The organism is Streptomyces sp. NPDC110618, from assembly GCF_055657065.1.
The window spans coordinates 13,545-28,582 of the sequence record NZ_JBVKBN010000041.1; the positions used below are offsets into that span (position 1 = coordinate 13,545).

General features: G+C 68.7%; 19 protein-coding genes and 1 tRNA gene. 7 read left to right on the forward strand and 13 right to left on the reverse strand.

Going from position 1 to position 15,038, the window contains the following annotated elements; genetic code table 11:
• Positions 1 to 21 precede the first annotated feature (21 nt).
• Complete coding sequence (gene wblA / locus ACZ7L7_RS36710; RefSeq protein ID WP_063608098.1) at positions 22 to 360, reverse strand: transcriptional regulator WblA; 339 nt, start codon at positions 358 to 360, stop codon at positions 22 to 24.
• Positions 361 to 767: 407 nt separating this feature from the next.
• On the opposite strand from wblA, the gene ACZ7L7_RS36715 reads away from it, so the two are divergent.
• Complete coding sequence (locus ACZ7L7_RS36715) at positions 768 to 3,095, forward strand: transglycosylase domain-containing protein (protein ID WP_285514263.1); 2,328 nt, start codon at positions 768 to 770, stop codon at positions 3,093 to 3,095.
• Between the two features lie 145 nt (positions 3,096 to 3,240).
• Here the strand turns inward: ACZ7L7_RS36715 and ACZ7L7_RS36720 are convergent, their stop codons facing one another.
• On the reverse strand, positions 3,241 to 3,705 hold the full coding sequence (locus ACZ7L7_RS36720; RefSeq protein ID WP_285514264.1) for a GatB/YqeY domain-containing protein: 465 nt from the start codon (positions 3,703 to 3,705) through the stop codon (positions 3,241 to 3,243).
• Between the two features lie 108 nt (positions 3,706 to 3,813).
• Between ACZ7L7_RS36720 and ACZ7L7_RS36725 the strand changes: the two genes are divergently transcribed.
• The 3 genes from ACZ7L7_RS36725 (at position 3,814) to ACZ7L7_RS36735 (ending at position 5,694) form a co-directional block, all read left to right on the forward strand.
• Positions 3,814 to 4,740, forward strand: a complete 927-nt coding sequence (locus tag ACZ7L7_RS36725; protein WP_285514265.1) for a metallophosphoesterase — start codon at positions 3,814 to 3,816, stop codon at positions 4,738 to 4,740.
• An 87-nt stretch (positions 4,741 to 4,827) separates the two neighbouring features.
• Positions 4,828 to 5,586: a Pr6Pr family membrane protein gene (locus ACZ7L7_RS36730; protein ID WP_453605325.1), complete on the forward strand. Its 759-nt coding sequence runs from the start codon at positions 4,828 to 4,830 to the stop codon at positions 5,584 to 5,586.
• A gap of 34 nt (positions 5,587 to 5,620) precedes the next feature.
• A tRNA-Pro gene (locus tag ACZ7L7_RS36735) sits at positions 5,621 to 5,694 on the forward strand.
• A gap of 97 nt (positions 5,695 to 5,791) precedes the next feature.
• Here the strand turns inward: ACZ7L7_RS36735 and ACZ7L7_RS36740 are convergent.
• From ACZ7L7_RS36740 to ACZ7L7_RS36785, 10 genes are all read right to left on the reverse strand, one after another.
• Positions 5,792 to 6,961 (reverse strand): site-specific integrase, encoded by a 1,170-nt coding sequence (locus tag ACZ7L7_RS36740; RefSeq protein WP_453605323.1) that lies wholly within the window; start codon positions 6,959 to 6,961, stop codon positions 5,792 to 5,794.
• The gene (locus ACZ7L7_RS36745; protein WP_389294892.1) at positions 6,961 to 7,149 is read right to left on the reverse strand and encodes a helix-turn-helix domain-containing protein; all 189 of its coding nucleotides are present in this window, start codon (positions 7,147 to 7,149) and stop codon (positions 6,961 to 6,963) included. Before ACZ7L7_RS36745 ends, ACZ7L7_RS36740 begins: the two co-directional genes overlap by 1 nt.
• A complete protein-coding gene (locus ACZ7L7_RS36750) occupies positions 7,146 to 8,447 on the reverse strand; it encodes a replication initiator (protein WP_453605369.1) in 1,302 nt (433 codons plus the stop codon). The genes ACZ7L7_RS36745 and ACZ7L7_RS36750 overlap by 4 nt, the downstream gene beginning before the upstream one ends.
• Positions 8,448 to 8,589: 142 nt before the next feature.
• On the reverse strand, positions 8,590 to 8,835 hold the full coding sequence (locus ACZ7L7_RS36755) for a SpdD protein (RefSeq protein WP_453605321.1): 246 nt from the start codon (positions 8,833 to 8,835) through the stop codon (positions 8,590 to 8,592).
• Between the two features lie 25 nt (positions 8,836 to 8,860).
• Positions 8,861 to 9,055, reverse strand: coding sequence for a hypothetical protein (locus tag ACZ7L7_RS36760; protein WP_240869941.1), 195 nt, complete (start codon positions 9,053 to 9,055; stop codon positions 8,861 to 8,863).
• Positions 9,056 to 9,071: 16 nt separating this feature from the next.
• A complete protein-coding gene (locus ACZ7L7_RS36765; protein WP_030673588.1) occupies positions 9,072 to 9,263 on the reverse strand; it encodes a mobile element transfer protein in 192 nt (63 codons plus the stop codon).
• Positions 9,264 to 9,275: 12 nt separating this feature from the next.
• Complete coding sequence (locus ACZ7L7_RS36770; RefSeq protein WP_453605318.1) at positions 9,276 to 9,899, reverse strand: DUF2637 domain-containing protein; 624 nt, start codon at positions 9,897 to 9,899, stop codon at positions 9,276 to 9,278.
• 81 nt (positions 9,900 to 9,980) lie between these two features.
• The gene (locus ACZ7L7_RS36775) at positions 9,981 to 11,357 is read right to left on the reverse strand and encodes an FtsK/SpoIIIE domain-containing protein (RefSeq protein WP_453605316.1); all 1,377 of its coding nucleotides are present in this window, start codon (positions 11,355 to 11,357) and stop codon (positions 9,981 to 9,983) included.
• The gene (locus ACZ7L7_RS36780; RefSeq protein ID WP_055625151.1) at positions 11,357 to 11,713 is read right to left on the reverse strand and encodes an SCO3933 family regulatory protein; all 357 of its coding nucleotides are present in this window, start codon (positions 11,711 to 11,713) and stop codon (positions 11,357 to 11,359) included. Before ACZ7L7_RS36780 ends, ACZ7L7_RS36775 begins: the two co-directional genes overlap by 1 nt.
• A 167-nt stretch (positions 11,714 to 11,880) precedes the next feature.
• On the reverse strand, positions 11,881 to 12,672 hold the full coding sequence (locus tag ACZ7L7_RS36785; protein ID WP_115907211.1) for a GntR family transcriptional regulator: 792 nt from the start codon (positions 12,670 to 12,672) through the stop codon (positions 11,881 to 11,883).
• A gap of 109 nt (positions 12,673 to 12,781) precedes the next feature.
• Between ACZ7L7_RS36785 and ACZ7L7_RS36790 the strand changes: the two genes are divergently transcribed.
• The 3 genes from ACZ7L7_RS36790 to ACZ7L7_RS36800 are packed head-to-tail and all read left to right on the forward strand — an operon-like array spanning position 12,782 to position 14,068.
• Complete coding sequence (locus tag ACZ7L7_RS36790; RefSeq protein WP_272177588.1) at positions 12,782 to 13,189, forward strand: NUDIX hydrolase; 408 nt, start codon at positions 12,782 to 12,784, stop codon at positions 13,187 to 13,189.
• A gap of 46 nt (positions 13,190 to 13,235) precedes the next feature.
• Positions 13,236 to 13,664, forward strand: a complete 429-nt coding sequence (locus ACZ7L7_RS36795; RefSeq protein WP_453605313.1) for an ATP-binding protein — start codon at positions 13,236 to 13,238, stop codon at positions 13,662 to 13,664.
• Positions 13,658 to 14,068, forward strand: coding sequence for a hypothetical protein (locus ACZ7L7_RS36800; protein ID WP_453605311.1), 411 nt, complete (start codon positions 13,658 to 13,660; stop codon positions 14,066 to 14,068). Before ACZ7L7_RS36795 ends, ACZ7L7_RS36800 begins: the two co-directional genes overlap by 7 nt.
• A 41-nt stretch (positions 14,069 to 14,109) precedes the next feature.
• On the opposite strand, the gene ACZ7L7_RS36805 is transcribed toward ACZ7L7_RS36800, so the two are convergent.
• Positions 14,110 to 14,574 carry a hypothetical protein gene (locus ACZ7L7_RS36805; protein WP_453605309.1) on the reverse strand — a complete coding sequence of 155 codons (465 nt, stop codon included), beginning with the start codon at positions 14,572 to 14,574 and terminating at the stop codon, positions 14,110 to 14,112.
• Positions 14,575 to 15,038: the final 464 nt, after the last annotated feature.

Below are 15,038 nucleotides of genomic sequence, written 5' to 3' on the forward strand. Positions count from 1 at the left end.
GCGGAGCCCTCTGGGGTGCCGTCAGCTCACCGCCGCGTAGTTCTCGTACACCTGGTCGTCGTCGAGCGGCACCAGGCCCGCCCCGCGCTCGTACTCCGTACGAGCCGTCTCCAGCAGCCGGCGCCACGAGGTGACTGTGGGCCGCCTGCGCAGCAGTGCGCGGCGCTCCCGCTCGGTCATTCCTCCCCACACGCCGAACTCGACGCGGTTGTCGAGCGCGTCGGCCAGACATTCCGTGCGTACCGGACATCCGGTGCACACCGCCTTGGCCCTGTTCTGCGCTGCTCCCTGAACGAACAGTTCATCCGGATCGGTAGTGCGGCAGGCCGCCTGCGCACTCCAGTCGGTTACCCAGCCCATACCGGCGCCGTCCTCTCCCGAATCGAGGCTCCCCCACGGCGGCAGCGGCATATTCACCGCCGCCAGTTGAGGACGTTACGGAAGGTGGGCACAGCGCAACACCCCCAGCGGGCCCAATCTTGAATGGTCCGAACGGACTATGGGGAAGCGGCAGATCACCCGGGGGAGTGAGCTGGTGACATGCGTGATCATCCAGGCAAACCGGGACAGTTCTATGGAGTCACAACGGACGCCAGGTGACACACAAGGCGGATTCGGACACGTTTCCATCAAAAATCTGATGGCGGACCGGAACGATTCGGGGTCGCCGGACGTATTGATACGTGGCCGCACTGCTGTGACAGTTGTGAGCAGCTTAGGCCAAGGCATATACGCGTGTCCGGCGAATGAGAACGTAGGCTGCCCTCATGCCAAAGAAGCTCTCGGGCGGTGGTCTGTCGCCAGCGCAGCAGGCCGCCAAGTTCCTCGGTGTCAGTGTGCTCGCGGGAGCCGTCCTGGCGGGCATCGCCCTGCCCGCGGTCGGCGCGCTCGGGCTGGCCGCCAAGGGCACGGTGGAGAGTTTCGACGAGCTCCCGGCCAACCTGAAGACGCCGCCGCTCAGCCAGCGCACCACGATCCTCGACTCCAAGGGCGGCACGATCGCCACGGTCTACTCGCGTGACCGCACGGTGGTCGACCTCAAGGACATCTCGCCGTACCTGCAGAAGGCGATCGTCGCGATCGAGGACGCCCGCTTCTACCAGCACGGCGCGGTCGACCTGAAGGGCGTCCTGCGCGCCCTCAACCGCAACGCGCAGAGCGGCGGTGTCGCCGAGGGCGCCTCCACACTCACCCAGCAGTACGTGAAGAACGTCTTCGTCGAGGAGGCCGGCGACGACCCGACCAAGGTCGCCGAGGCCACCCAGCAAACGCTCGGCCGCAAGATCCGCGAGCTGAAGTACGCGATCCAGGTCGAGGAGGAGCTGGGCAAGAAGAAGATCCTTGAGAACTACCTGAACATCACCTTCTTCGGCCAGCAGGCGTACGGCGTCGAGGCCGCCGCCCAGCGCTACTTCTCCAAGTCCGCGAAGAAGCTGAAGCTCCAGGAGGCCGCCCTCCTCGCCGGCATCGTCCAGTCGCCCTCCCGCTACGACCCGGTCAACGACGAGACCGAGGCCACCAAGCGGCGCAACACCGTGCTGCAGCGCATGGCGGAGGTAGGCGACATCTCCCAGGAGGAGGCCGACAAGGCCAAGGAGACGCCGCTGGGCCTGAAGGTCAGCAAGCCCAAGAACGGCTGCATCACCGCCGTGAAGGGCGCCGGCTTCTTCTGCGACTACGTCCGCGCGGCCTTCCTGAGCGACCCGGTCTTCGGCAAGTCCAAGGAGGACCGGGCCAAGATCTGGAACCAGGGCGGTCTGACCATCAAGACCACCCTCGACCCACAGGCCCAGCAGTCGGTCCAGCAGTCGGTCAAGGACCACGTCAACAAGAGCGACGACGTGGCGACCGCGGCGACCATCGTCGAGCCCGGCACCGGCAAGATCCTGGCGATGGGCCAGTCCCGCCCGTACGGCTTCGGCAAGAACGAGACCCAGATCAACCTCTCGGTCGACGCGGCGATGGGCGGCGGCGCGGGCTACCAGCCCGGTTCGACGTTCAAGCCGATCGTGGCCGCGGCGGCGATCGAGGGCGGCATGCCGGCGAACAAGGTGTACGCCTCGCCGTACGAGATGGACTACCCGAGCCCGGTCGCCCAGTGCGGCGGCGGGTCCTGGAGCGAGCAGGGCGTCAAGGTCGCCAACGAGAACGAGTCCGAGGTCGGCCCGTACGACATGCGGGAGGCGACCGCGAAGTCGGTCAACACCTACTACGTCGAGCTGATCAGCGACATCGGCATCTGCCCGGTAACGGAGATGGCCGAGAAGATGGGCGTCAAGCGGGCCGACGGCAACAAGATCGTCCAGGCGCCCTCCATCGCGCTGGGCACCCAGGAGATGTCCCCGCTGACCATGGCGAACGGCTACGCCACCTTCGCCTCGCGCGGCATGTACTGCACGCCGATCGCCATCGAGTCGATCACCCGGCGCGTGGGCGGCAAGACCGAGTCCCTCCAGGTCCCGAAGTCGACCTGCTCGCGCGCGATGTCCGAGAAGACCGCCGACACGATCAACACCCTGCTGCGCGGTGTGGTCGAGGACGGTACGGGCCAGCAGGCGGGCCTCAGCGGCCGCGCCAGCGCGGGCAAGACCGGCACGACGGACGAGCGGTTCGCCGCCTGGTTCGTGGGCTACACCCCGAACATGGCCGGTGCCGTCTGGGTCGGCGACCCCGCGCACAAGCGCAAGATGCAGAACATCACCATCGGCGGTGTCTGGCACGCGAAGGTCTTCGGTGGCCAGGTGCCGGGCCCGATCTGGCGCGACATGATGACCGGCGCGCTGGAGGGCCGGGAGGCGCCCCCGTTCAACATCGTCGACATCCCGCGCAGCGACGTCGACCGGGAGCGCGACCGTGACCGGGACCGCGACGAGGACGACAACGACAACGGGAACGGCGACGAGAACGGCAACAACGGCAATGGCAACGGCGGCCTGATCGGCGGCTTCATCGACGGCGGTACGACCGACGGCGGCGCCGTCAACGGCGGCGCCACCGGCGAGCCCACCCAGCCGGACCCGACGTTCTCGATCCCGGAGGACTTCTTCCAGGGCCAGACGAACAACGGCGGTAACGGGAACGGGGGTCGCGGCTAGCCGCGGCCCAGCCGCCGACCGGGACTGCTACGGCCCCTGCCCCTCTCCTACGAGGGACAGGGGCCGTTCGCCTGTCAGCGCCCTTGTGTTGCCCGGTCGGGTCGCTCAGCTGGTTCGCTCAGCTGGTTTCGCTCAGTTGGTTCGCTCAGCCGGCGAGGATCTTCTTCACGACCGCGGCCACCCGGCCGCCCTCCGCCTGGCCCGCCACCTTCGGGTTCACGATCTTCATGACCGCGCCCATGGCCCGCGGCCCCTCGGCACCGGCGGCCTTGGCCTCCTCGACCGCCTGGACGACGATCTTCTCCAGCTCCTCGTCGCTGAGCTGCTTGGGCAGGTACGTGGCAAGCACCTCACCCTCCGCCTTCTCCCGCTCGGCGGACTCGGGACGACCGCCCTGGGCGAACGCCTCGGCGGCCTCGCGCCGCTTCTTGGCCTCGCGGGCGATCACCTTCTGCACCTCGTCGTCGGAGAGCTCGCGCTTCTCCTTACCCGCGACCTCCTCCTTGGTGATCGCGGCGAGCGTCAGCCGGAGCGTCGAGGAGCGCAGCTCGTCGCGCTCCTTGATCGCGGCGTTGAGGTCATCCTGAAGCTTCGACTTGAGCGTGGTCATGGCCTGATTGTCGCAGGTACGTGTAACCGGGCGCCCCTCGATTTCCCCAGGGGACGCTTCAGCGGCGGCGGGGCACGGGAGTTGAGCGCGGTCTGACACGATGGAGGCATGCGCGCGCGATACAGAGTACCTCTGGGGATCGCGGCGGCTGGTGCCGCCGGACTGCTCTACTCGGCGGGGTTCGAAGCCCGCTCCTTCCGCCTGCGACGGGTGACGGTCCCCGTGCTGCCCGCCGGGATGCGGCCGCTGCGCGTACTCCAGGTCTCCGACATCCACATGGTCTGCGGCCAGCGCAAGAAGCAGCGCTGGCTGCGCTCGCTGGCGGGCCTGCGCCCCGACTTCGTGATCAACACGGGCGACAACCTCTCGGACACCGAGGGCGTGCCGGAGGTACTGGACGCACTGGGCCCGCTGATGGAGTTCCCCGGCGCGTACGTCTTCGGCTCCAACGACTACTACGGCCCCAAGCTGCGCAACCCGGCTCGCTACCTGGTGGAGAAGGCGCAGGGCAAGTACGGCCTGAACGGCAACCCGCCAGCGGTCGGCGCCATCCACAACCCGTGGGAGGCCATGCGGGACGGCTTCGACGCGGCGGGCTGGCAGAACCTGACCAACACCCGGGGCGCGCTGAAGATCGACGGAGTGTCGATCGAGCTGACCGGCCTGGACGACCCGCACATCAAGCGGGACCGGTACGACGAGGTGGCGGGCGGCCCGTCCGGCACGGCCGACTTCTCAATGGGCGTGGTGCACGCGCCGTACCTGCGCGTCCTGGACGCCTTCACGGCGGACGGCTACCCCCTGATCCTGGCCGGCCACACCCACGGCGGCCAGCTCTGCATCCCCTTCTACGGCGCCCTGGTCACCAACTGCGACCTGGACACGGACCGGGTGAAGGGCCTGTCGCGGCACACGGCGGAGGGGCGGACGTCCTACCTCCACGTCTCGGCGGGCTGCGGCGCGAACCGCTACACACCGTTCCGCTTCGCGTGCCCGCCGGAGGCGACGCTGCTGACGCTGGTGGAGAAGAAGTAGAGGGAGCATCGGGCCGGGGCCGGGCGGGTTAACCCACCCGGCCCACCTAAATAGCCCATATCCCCCCTCCTGCTTAGCGTGAGGGGCATGACCGCCCCCATACCCAGGGACATCCCGGACCTGCCCGCCGTACCGGGCATCCCCGGGGTGCTGCCCGCGCCCGTCCCCGCCGCGGCGGTGGTGGCCCCGTCCCGCCGCCGCCTGACGGCAGCGTTCCGCCTGCTGATCGCCCTGACGGCGGCGGCAGCGGTGTCGGTGGAACTCTGGCTGGGCACCCCCCTGCGCACCCTCAGCCATTTCTCCGTCCAGAGCAACATCCTGCTGGCGCTGGTCATGCTGCTGTCGGCCCGCAAGGCCTGGACCGCCCGCAAGCCCCTGCCCTCGTCCTTGACCGGCGCGACACTGCTGTACGCGGTGACCACGGCCCTGGTCCACCACCTTCTCCTGGCGGACACGGCACCCCCGCCGACGGGCTGGCACGCGGCGACGAACGTGATCCTGCACACGGCGACCCCACTGGCGGCCACCCTGGACTGGCTCCTCCTGACAGCCCCGGCGGCCCTGCACCTGCGCCAGGCGGCAACGTGGCTGATCTACCCCGCGACGTACCTCGTCTTCACCCTCACCCGAGCCGAACTCCTGCCCTCCGGAGCCTCGGCCCGCTACCTCTACCCCTTCCTGGACGTGGACACCCACGGCTACAAGTCCGTCCTCGCCAACGCCCTCCTGATCGGCCTCTCGATCTACGCCCTCGCGGTCCTCCTGGTCGCCCTCGACCACACCCGCCCGAACCTCATCCGCCACCGCGCCAAAACCGGATTTCGTCTCCAGCCACCGGTGGGCTAAAGTAAACGACGTCACCGCGACGAGCGGTGGCAATCGGGGTGTAGCGCAGCTTGGCAGCGCGCTTCGTTCGGGACGAAGAGGTCGTGGGTTCAAATCCCGCCACCCCGACAGCCAAAACAGCAGGTAGACCCACCTACTCACGTGAGTAGGTGGGTCTCTTGTTTGGCCTGCGTGTCTATCTGCGTGACTATCGCTTTCTGAGTGCCTACGGCTTGCGCGGATCGGCTCCGAAGATGCCATCCATGACGACGGCTCCAGTCTGGATCACGGGGCGAATCTGCTTCCGGTAGACCTCCTCGGTCACGGCCGTACCCGAGTGCCCGACAAGCCGGGAGATCTCCTCCAGCGGCACACCCCGGTCGGAGAGCAGTGACACGAAGCTGTGCCGGAGCTCCCGGGGCGTCCACTCATCGGCGTTGATCCCGTCGATGCCCTTGAGCGCCTGGCGGAAGGCGCGACGGACGTTGGCGGCATCGAGCGGTTTGCCTACGGCGGAGGAGAAGACGAGCCCGTGTTCCTCCCAGTCGTCACCGGCGGCGAGCCGATCCCATCCCTGATCTTCGAACTGCTGCCAGAGAGCTTCGACGCAGCGCGCCGGCAGGGCGAGGGTGCGCCGGGACTTCCGGGTCTTGGTGTCGCCAGTGCGCCTAACCGAACGCCACACGGCGATGTGCGGAGGTTGCGGCGGATCGAAGTCCGGGCGGCCCCTCAGGAAGACGTGATCCCAGGTGAGGGCGCGCAGTTCTTCGGTGCGGGCACCGGTCAGCAGCGCGACGACGATGTACGGGTACATCGAGGTTCCCTCGGCTCCTTTGAGGACGGCCTCGGCCTGGGCGAAGGTGAGCGCCTTCGACGGGCGGCCAGCCTGCCCCTGGGGTACCGAGCAGAGTTCCACGACGTTGCGCTTCACCTTGTCCCGCGCCATAGCCCGCTTGACGGCGCGGTTCAGGCAGGAGTGAAGGCCCTGGAGGGTGCGCGTACTGAGCGTCTTCGACTTGGTGGCCAACCAGCGGTCTACATCCTCCGCGCTGAGGTCACGGAGCTTGCGAGCGCCGAGCGACGGAATAACGTGCTTATGACTCAGGAGCGTTGTGGTCTCGACGGTTCTGGGGTCGAGGCCGGCCAGCCCGTAGGCGAGCCAGTCCGTCACCGCGTCTTTGACCGTGTAGTTGGTGGGTGCGATGGCGAGGCCGTCCTCGTGATCCCGCAACACCTCCTTGAGCTTGTTCTTCGCTTCCGTCTTGGTCTTGCCACTCCCCCGCTTCACGATCCGCTTGCCGCTCGGATCGAAGCCGAGGTTCGCCGTGGCGATCCACCGCTGTCTCTTCTCGTCCCAGTGCAGGCCGCCGTCACCGCGGCTACGACGCTTGGTCATCAGGCCGCCTCTTCCATCTGGCCCCGGATGAAGGCACGTACGGCGTCATCCGGAATGCGGCGGCAGCCGTCGACTTTGATGGAGACCAGGCGCCGGGTACGGATGAGGTCGTAGACCTTCGTGCGGCCGACCTTGAGCCGCGTCATGACCTCGGTAACGGTGAGCAGTTCGGGCGCGGCCGTGGTCATTTGGTGGGCTCTCCTTCGGTTCCGGGGGCGGGTTCGAGGGACGCGGCGAGCCAGGCTTCGGCGGAGGACAGGCCCGTGCCGGCGAAGACCCAGTGCGCGAGGACGTATGTGGTGTCGGTGCCGCGTTCGGACTGTGCGGTGGCTACTTCGGCGCGGCGCCATTCGGCGCGGGCGTCGCGGAGGGCGCCGAGGGTGGTGGAGTAGCGACGGGACTTCGTGGAGAAGTGGCCGCGGAAGCCGAGCATGTGGGCCCAGGCGCGCAGGCGGAGGGGTTCGAGGCTCTTGCGTGCGCCGAGGTCCCAGGCGGTTCGGATGAGGCGGCGGGCGTGGTCGCTGATGTCGAGCTGGGCGAGTTCGGCGGCAAACTTCAGGGGGCGGTCGAGAGCTCCCGTCGCGGTCTCGGCGCCCTTGGTGGCGTACTTGGCGATGTAGGCGGCGACGGCTCGCTCGGTCAGCTCCTGGCCGTCGTTGAAGTCGGCGGATTTGATGGTGCGGACGTCGAGTTGGCGGCCGAAGGTGAAGGTGTGGGTGCGGCCGTCGATGACCGGGCCGTCCACGCGGACCTTGGCGGTGGCGGCGCGGATGGCGTCGGTGAGGAGTTCGGCGGTGGCCCAGGGCGGGGGCGGGGTGTCTCCGCCGCCGGGGCCGTCGATGCGTATGACGGCATGGAAGTGGACGGCGCCGCGTTTCTGGTACTCGGCAACCTTGGCGAAGGACACGCGGGCGTGGTCGCGGAGTCGGCGTTGGGAGAGGCCCGCCCGCTTGGCGACCTCTCGGCGGAGATAGGTGGAGAAGCGTCGCCAGAGGGCGCCGGCGTGCGCGTTCCAGAGCACGGCCGCTTCGTAGTCGTAGGTGTCCGGGTTGAGCGGGGTGCCGAGCGTGTCGTCGTCCTGGTCGTGGTGGGTGCCGCAGCGGCAGGTGCGGCCGCTGGAGGGGCGGTTGTGGACCGGGCCGAAGCTCGGGGCGGTGAAGGTGGCGAAGACGCGGGGGTGGGTGGCGACGTGTTCCGGGGTGCCCTTGCCGCCGCGTAGTCCTGCGGTGATCAGGTGGAAGGTGTCACGGCGGTAGACCTCGGCGCAGGCCGGGCAGCGGGTGGTGCGGCGGTTGTTGCAGCGGACGAGGAGTTGGCCGGCCGGGAGGCTGGTGGAGTCGAGGTGGTGGAGGACGTTGCCGATCTCGCCGGTGGTGGTGTCGACGTCGTACTCGGTGCGGTGGCCGTCGAGGCGGATCGGGTGGGTGCAGCCACCGAGGCCGGAGAGCTGGCGGAGGATGCCCGGGAGCGTGCCCTGTGCGGCCAGGTGCGCGACTTCCGGGAGTGGGGCCGGAGTGGTGCGGGCGAAGATGGCTTTCTCCTTTGGCTGGCTCGGTCGGGAGGAACAGGCCCCGGGGCGGCGGAGTGCTCGTCGTGTGCCGCCGCCCCGAGCGGCCGGGGACGAGGGTTCAGCGCCGGTTGTGGTCGCGGAGCATCGAGCGCAGGACGACCGCGGCCACGGCGACGGAGATGGCCGTCACGGCGACGGCGGCCAGAAGCGCGGTGAGGACGACTCCGCCGATGAGCACGACGGCGACCGTGTTCTTGTCGATCGCGACTGACGGCAGTGAGCGCCGTATGGGCGCCGGTGCGGTCGGGGCGTGGGTGTGCGCCGGCGGCGGGGTCGGGCTGTCGGGGTACTTGGGCAGGAACACGGTCGGAGACTCCTTATCTACTCGTCTAGTCATGTGAGCCGTTTATGACGTCCACGCCGGAGCGCGTGCCGGACTCGATGGCGGGGGCCATGAAGGTGTGGGAGAGCCAGAAGCCGAAGAGGGCGATCAGGACGACGACCCAGGTGCGGACGCCGAGGAACTTGACCGCTCCCCAGGCGAAGAAGCCGAGGACGAACACGAGCGGGAGGCTGACGGTCACGGTCTTCGGGGTCCTTTCAACGGACGGGGCAGCGGTGGGTGCGGGCGGCCAGTTCGGCGGCGGCCCGGCTGTCGTAGTCGGCGGAGAAGCCGCAGCGCGGCGCGGTGCAGGCGGCGGTGTGCTTCTCGCGGCCCCGGCCGTCGTATGACGTACCGACCTGGACGGGGCCGATGCGGGTGACGCTGCGGAAGCGGCGGTTGGCGGTCACGTGAGTCTCCTTTCAGAGCTGGGCGGCGATGGCTTCGGCCATGGGGGCCGGCACGCCCAGGCGGGCGCGGAGGGTCGGAGTGTCGATCGGCGTGCCGGTGCGGGTGTGGTGGTCGGCGGCGACCTTGCGAGCGTGGTCGACCAGGGCGGCCGGGACTGATACGGCGGGGCGTTCGGGCGGTGCTTCTAGGGCAGGTTGGGCGGATGGCTCGGGGGTGGGGTCGGGCGTCTCCTCCTGGTCCTCGATGACGTCGAGGTTGTTGTCCGGTGGGGCGGGGGTGGTGTGGGCGAGGAGAGTGCCGCCGAGGAAGGCGACGGCGGGCCAGCCCGCGACGAGGATGCGCAGCCAGGCCGGCACGTGGGTCAGGTCGAGGAGTCCGGCGGTGGCGACGTTGGCGCCAAGGGATGCGGTCAGGGCGATGAGGAACCAGCACCAGCCGGACGCTTTGGCATCGCCGGAGCGCAGTCGGCGCCAGGCGGCGACGAGCAGCAGGTCGACGCTGATCGGGTAGGCCCACGCTTTCCATCCGGCCTGTCCGGCCGCCGCCGCGATGTCGTGCAGGTGGGCGAAGGACAGAGAGGCGGCGATGAGTGCCTGGACGAGCACCGCGTCGACGCGGGCCAGTTGGGCGCGCATGCTGAGGCTCCTTTTCGGGTTCAGGCATGGGAGGGGTAGGGACTTGGCGTGAGGCGGTCACGCCGGCCGTGGTGGGGTAGCTCAGTCGGTCACCGGGCGCGGCTTCACGAGCGGGGCCGGGGCCTCGACGGGTCGAGCGGGCACGTCCGGGCGGAAGGGCTTGAGCGCGGGCAGGTCCGGGACCAGGTGTGCGGTGTCGCGGCAGGTCTCTGCCGCGTCACTGAGGGAGAGGTAGGGGGTGCGGATGCGGGACCAGCCGCCGGAGGTGTCACCGGCCACGGCCAGGCCGGGTCGTTCGGGGGCGATGGCGCAGGCGGCCATGACCGCTTCGGGGGCAATGTCGCCGAGTGCCATCTTTGCGGAGGCTTCGTCGTTGACGCGGTGGCAGACACGGCCGGTGAGCTGGGCGCGGAGCATGGTGGCGCCCTTGCCGAGTTCGGCGCCGAAGCGCTGTCCGCACACTTCCAGGTAGATGCCGGCGGCGCGGCCGAGCTGGGCGAGCCGGATGAGCTGGGTGACCATCTCGTCGCGCCGTTCCTCGTCCTTCTTGGTGGCGACGAGGAAGAGTTCGGCTACCTCGTCGACGAACAGCACGAGTGGCGTGGGGCGTTGGTGTTCGGGCAGGCCCCAGATGTCGGAGGTGATCTCCTCGTCGGGGGTGTCCGGGGCGATGCCCTGCCGGGCCTTGATCAGGTCGTATCGGTCCTCCATTTCCTTGACGAGCACGGGCAACAGCTCGGCCGCCTGCTCCGGGTCTGTGGCCAGTGCTGAGAGCCGGGGCGCGAACGGTGCCAGCTCGACCCCGCGCTTGCAGTCGATGCCGACCAGGGCGACCGGCTGCCGGGCCAGGCCGGTGATGAGGTGGCGCAGGTACATGGACTTGCCGGACAGGGTCGCGCCGAGGGTGAGTTGGTGCGGGATGGTGCGGTAGTCGCGCACGAAGGGCATGGCGTCCTCTCGCAGCGCGACCGGCACCTTGAGGAAGCCGTCCGCCACCTTGCGCGGCATCCGGACCTTGCGCAGGACGTCGTATCCGACGAGCCGCAGTTCGACGACACCGGGCTTGACGGTGGTGACGTACACGGCGTGAACGCCCCAGGCGTGCCGCAGCCGTTCGGCGGAGGCGGCGACGTCGGCGGGTTCCTGCCCCGGGGCGAGCCGGAGTCGGATGCGCAGTCCGGTCGAGGTGGGCCGGATGATGCCCCGGCGGGGCGGTACGGGCCGGACTTCTCGTTTGGTGGTGGCCTTAACGGCGAGGACTCTCAGCCGGGAGGGGGCCACGGTCAACCCGCAGGCTTCCATGACCGAGCCGTACGAGCCGAGCAGCCGAGTCGTGGATATCGGCAGGCCGATGGTGGACCAGTACACGCCCGGGTGCTTGGCCCGGGTGTAGGCGGCCCCACCGCCGAGCGCGGCGAGGGGACCACCCACCTCCAGAAGCGTCGTCAGGTCGGTCATCAGGCGGCAGCCCCCGCAGCGGCCGGGAAGGCGGCCGGAGTCACGGCGGCGGCGCGGAAGGCGATGCCGTGACGCTTCTGCCCGTTGAACACTGACTCCCACGGCCGGGCGACCAGCCCCGGCAGCGAGACCGGCGCGCCCAGCGCCAGCCCCTCGGAAACACCGCTCTCGGGAACGGTGACCTTGATCAGCGACGACTCGCCGTCTTCGATGTGGACGACGCCGATCGTCATCAGCGCCTCACCGCTGACGGCATCCTTCGCGATCTCGCCCGTCTGACGGTCACGGACCTTGGGCTCGGGAGCCTCGGTCAGCAGGATCGTCGCGGCCGAGGTCTCAACGCGGATGGTACGCAAGGGACTTCCCCTATCTACTCGTCTATACATGTGGCGTTCTGCGAACCCGATGTCGGGAACGCGTGGACCACTATGCAGGACAACTTGCCCACTCGTCTATACGAGTAAGCGTGTTGGGGTGTACGAGTCCGGGAATCGCCCCCGCGCACCACCGCAAACCATGACGATCAGGTCGCAGGCAGCTGGTACGACAGCACGTATGCGTCAGCGGCCATGACCGTGTCGCAGACCTCGACGGCGCGCCCCTCGGTGTCGAAGGCGGTCCGGATCAGGTGGATGACCGGGACGCCGGAGGCCAGCCGGAGCGTCTTCACCTCGGCCGGCGAAGGCATCCGGGCGCGGATCTCCTCCTCGAAGTGGTCAAGGCGGTGGCCCAGTTCTTCGAGGCGGGCGTAGATGCCGCCGGGCCCGGGGTTGGGTTCGGCGATCTGCGTGCCGCGCGCGATGTCGAGGGGCAGGAAGGAGGTGGCGAACTCGACCGGACGGCCGTCCAACAGATACCGCCGCCGCCGGGCCAGCACGCGCCGCACGGAGCCGAGGCGGGCGGAGACGTCGGGGCTGGCCTTCTCTTCCTTGACTTCCAGGCTATCGACCTGGGGGTGACTGCCGGCAGCGTCGGCCTCGACGATGAAGGCGGACTTGCCCTGCTCCCGATGCCGCCTGGCGAAGCGGTCTGAGGCGAGACGTCGTACGGGGGGCCGTGGTCGGACGAAGACGCCCTTGCCGTGCTCGGCATGCACGAGCCCTTCCCCCTGGAGGATGGAGAAGGAGTTTCGGACCGTCATCCGGGATACCCCGTAATGCTCGACAAGGTCGGCCTCCGAGGGCAGCTTGTCGCCCTCATGGAATCGCCCGCGGTCGATGGCCTCGCGCAGCTGGTCGGCGATCTGACGGAAAACCGCACGATCGCTCGTGGGGTCGAGGTCGCCGAGGAGACCGGAAGGAAGAGAAGGACTCACGCGCGTACTCCTTTAGGTATCTAGACGTGTGGGCGAGTCTTGTTGCTACGGTGGAGAGCCTAGCCAGCCGAGAGGGCCGAGGAACGTGAGCATGGACCGTCCGCACTCCGTGAGCGTCGCCGGAGTGATCGTTGACGCCCAGAACCGGGCCCTCTTGATCCAGCGCCGAGACAACGGCAAGTGGGAGCCCCCGGGCGGCGTCCTCGAACGCGAGGAAACCATCCCCGAGGCTCTGCAACGCGAAGTCCTCGAAGAGACCGGCATCAAGATCGCGCTTCCCGCGACCCTGACCGGCGTCTACAAGAACATGACGGGCCTGATCGTCTCGCTGGTCTTCCGCTGCGAGGCCGCCGACGGTGTGCCCACCACCGGCGACGAGACACGCGCCCTGCGCTGGGCCACCCGTGAAGAAGTCTCCGACCTCGCCGACGAGGCGTACGCGATCCGCGTCCTGGACGCACTCGACGCGGCGTCCCCGCCGGCCATCCGCGCTCACGATGGCGTGAAACTCGTCTAGTCCGAACCCGCTGCACATGGCGGCCTACCAGCATGAAGGAACTTGTATGCACGAGTATACGAGTACAGCCCGGGTCTGGGGACTCACTTGCCCAGGATTCCCCGAAGAGGTCAGCCGGGCCCGCCGCTGGACCCGCGACATCCTGCGCGGCTCGCCCCTGGCCGAGGACGCCGAACTGATCGTGAGCGAGCTGAGCGCGAACGCCATCCTTCACACCGCCAGCGGACGGGACTCGGGCAGCTTCCATCTGGCCCTGGCAGTCTCCGCCCAGGTCATCGCCCTGTCGGTGACGGACGGCGGAGGCGCCGGCACGGCGCCCAAGGCCGAGCACGAGGACCAGAACGCCGAGCACGGCCGCGGCCTGGGCATGGTCAGCGCCATCGCCCACCGAGTGGTGGTCCACAAAAGCGACGGCGGCCACACGGTCACGGCGGAGCTCTTCACCGGCACGCGCGCAGGAGGTCACCTGTGCTGAACTCCGAGACTAGGCGCGGCTACTGGTGCGAGTGCTGGACCCAAGAGCTCCCAGAACAGGAGCGGCCCGCACTCCGAGCCTCCTTCGACGCCTACTCGGCCCCACAGGCAGACCGGTGGGTCGCAGTCGCACTCCGCACGATCTCACCGGCACTGGACCCCGCGGCCTCCGACGAAGCATGGGTCTGGCTGTACCAGGGCCGCATCGCAACCCGGCAGGCACTCTTACGAGGTCAACCCTGCGAGGTCTCAGTGACCCACGGCAGCACCGCCATCACGTGGACTATCCGACCGGTGATCTTCCTACCGCTCGCACACCGACAAGGCGTCGAACTCCCCGTCTGCGTAGACGACTACAAGCCCCAAGGAATCGACCACCAATGCAACAGTCCCCAAGGAAGCTGACAAGCGGACTGGGCTGTTGCTGAGTCGACAACGGGTGACGCTCACCCCAGCGTGGCCCCGAACCCGCTACCTCTAGCCTCCGCCTCCGTCAGCTGCACAGTCCCTCGGTGAGACACCTCCACCTTGTAGAACCGTTTGCCCGTAGGCACACCACTGACGGCCACGTCGAATCGACATGTGCTGCCCGCTCGCGTCGACTCACCAAGGCCGCCGGTAGCTACCACCGTCCCAGTCGCGTCGTACACCGTGACAGCCGTGCCTTCAGAGATGTCGCTATAGCCCTCACCGCCCTTACACCCGCCGGCACCATCGCCAACAACCCCGTCGGTCAGCTCGAACGTGCCGGTCAGGACAAACGTCGTTGGTGTCCGGTGCGTGACGCGCGATGCAGTCGCGGTCGGATTCTGCCTCGCGGTGTGCCGGCTGCCACCTGTGATGCCCCAGGCGACTCCGACGGCGCCAGCCCCAACGACGGCACCAATGAGAGCCGCGAGCACGAGATGCACACGTCTTCGCCTTGCCGCGCCCGAGGACTTCGGAGGCGGATCGGTTGATGGTGCTGGATAGCCCGTGGTCATAGCCGGGCCAAAGCTTCTCGCTGCCGACAGGCAGAGCTCCCGCCGTTCATAAGCTCAGAGTGCGCCCAGTGGGATAGATGCGCATCCGAGGTGCTTCGCGCCAACCTCGGGCAATGACAGCAGGGTGATCCGGCACCCCAGGCATCCGACTGAGTTACAACTTTCTCTACTGGTTCAAGTGCGGCTCGCTCCGCTCCCCGCGCGCGGCCCGGCCCCCGGCCGGGCCTGCGCTCCTGCCTCCGTCCCGCTCCAGCCCGGCCGGCGCCCGTGCCGCGCGCACAGCAATCAGCCGCCTAACCTCGATCTTGCGTGACGGTCCGCCGACGGAGTCGGTGGACCGTTTTCGTTCGGAGGGGTGAAGTTGGGCAGGCCGGGGGCCCGAGTGTCGTCTC

Bases quoted from the DNA above. Each gene is read 5' to 3' on its own strand.
- wblA (WP_063608098.1), bottom strand. From the start codon at position 360: ATGGGCTGGGTAACCGACTGGAGTGCGCAGGCGGCCTGCCGCACTACC.
- ACZ7L7_RS36715 (WP_285514263.1), top strand. From the start codon at position 768: ATGCCAAAGAAGCTCTCGGGCGGTGGTCTGTCGCCAGCGCAGCAGGCC.
- ACZ7L7_RS36720 (WP_285514264.1), bottom strand. From the start codon at position 3,705: ATGACCACGCTCAAGTCGAAGCTTCAGGATGACCTCAACGCCGCGATC.
- ACZ7L7_RS36725 (WP_285514265.1), top strand. From the start codon at position 3,814: ATGCGCGCGCGATACAGAGTACCTCTGGGGATCGCGGCGGCTGGTGCC.
- ACZ7L7_RS36730 (WP_453605325.1), top strand. From the start codon at position 4,828: ATGACCGCCCCCATACCCAGGGACATCCCGGACCTGCCCGCCGTACCG.
- ACZ7L7_RS36740 (WP_453605323.1), bottom strand. From the start codon at position 6,961: ATGACCAAGCGTCGTAGCCGCGGTGACGGCGGCCTGCACTGGGACGAG.
- ACZ7L7_RS36745 (WP_389294892.1), bottom strand. From the start codon at position 7,149: ATGACCACGGCCGCGCCCGAACTGCTCACCGTTACCGAGGTCATGACG.
- ACZ7L7_RS36770 (WP_453605318.1), bottom strand. From the start codon at position 9,899: ATGCGCGCCCAACTGGCCCGCGTCGACGCGGTGCTCGTCCAGGCACTC.
- ACZ7L7_RS36775 (WP_453605316.1), bottom strand. From the start codon at position 11,357: ATGACCGACCTGACGACGCTTCTGGAGGTGGGTGGTCCCCTCGCCGCG.
- ACZ7L7_RS36795 (WP_453605313.1), top strand. From the start codon at position 13,236: ATGCACGAGTATACGAGTACAGCCCGGGTCTGGGGACTCACTTGCCCA.